This is a genomic window from Thalassotalea ganghwensis, from assembly GCF_053485795.1.
On the sequence record NZ_JBQRUM010000052.1, the window covers coordinates 1 to 1259 of the forward strand.

Below are 1259 nucleotides of genomic sequence, written 5' to 3' on the forward strand. Positions count from 1 at the left end.
TAGATAATTGGACTCCCTCACCCTAAACGAGTGAGGTAATATAAAAGTTACCACACAAATATATTAAGAAGAGTCCTGTTATGTATCGTACTAGAGTTGGCGTTGATTTAGCAAAAAAAGTTATTCAAATTTGTATTTACAGAAACAAAAAGGTGCAATCAAACATTGAAGTGACACCGGAAGAATTTCTTTCTTGGCTTTTTAATAACAAACCTGCAACGATAATATTTGAAGCGTGTAGTAGCTCTAACTACTGGAAACAAAAAGCAACTGAAGCGGGCCATGATGCACGTTTAATTTCAGCCAAATTAGTCTCCGTTGTTAGGCAAAATCAAAAAACAGATAAAAATGATGCCCTAGCGATTGTACAAGCCACCTTTATGCCTGATGTCACTTATATTGGTGGAAAAACACTTGAGCAACAACAATTACAGTCCATCAAGCGCTTAAGAGAGTTAGCCGTAAAACAACGCGATGCGTCTCAAAAGCAGCTCATTGCCTTGCTAGCTGAGTTGAATATCAAAATAGCTAATCGTCGAGGTGGAATAATCTCATCCATTGAAGGGGTTTTAGAAGATGCAACCAATGAGCTATCTACGGAATGTCGTCGTGCAATTTATCTAGCAAAAGAGCATTTGAAAGTATTGTTTGAAGCCATTCACCATTATGATCACTGCATGGAAAACTCGGTTAAATCTCACCCAGAGTGCAAGAAGCTCATGCGCCTGGAAGGTGTTGGTGCGATGAATGCTATCAATCTTTATATTGCGCTAGGTTGTGCTGAAATTGGCGTATTTAGCAAAGGAAAAGATGCTGCTGCATGTATTGGGGTAACACCTATTCAACATTCCTCTGTTGGCACAGTAACATTGGGTACCATAGGTAAGACAAAAAATAGTGTCCTAAGAAGTCAACTCATCTGTGGCGCCACGGCTGCCGTTCAGCATGCAGTAAAACGAAAAGCAAAGACCAAGAAAGACCTGTGGATACAAGGACTGGTTGAACGTCGAGGGAAAAAGTGTGCCGCGGTAGCGCTTGCTAACAAAACCGTCAGAACAGCCTTCGCCATGCTGACACAAGGTACCGAATATAAAGCTGAATTACTCGCAGCTTAAATCGAGTTCACACAACAAAAATGCACTAACGAAGATAAAAATCAGCAGGTTTAGTCAGTAGCCAACTAAGAGCTTATCGCTCGCTTAATAGATTTGACAACCTGTTCGCGTAAATATCAAAGAGCCAGAGATAGCTTCTCAATG

The 1259-nt window shown here is 40.6% G+C and carries 1 protein-coding gene; it reads left to right on the forward strand.

All coding sequences use genetic code 11. The annotated features are described in order from the left end of the window. Positions 1–80: 80 nt before the first annotated feature. A complete protein-coding gene (locus ACSLUH_RS19400; protein WP_448570069.1) occupies positions 81–1115 on the forward strand; it encodes an IS110 family RNA-guided transposase in 1035 nt (344 codons plus the stop codon). Positions 1116–1259 lie beyond the last annotated feature (144 nt).

Excerpts from the sequence above, each read along its gene's own strand:
- ACSLUH_RS19400 (WP_448570069.1), top strand. The coding sequence starts at position 81 with ATGTATCGTACTAGAGTTGGCGTTGATTTAGCAAAAAAAGTTATTCAA.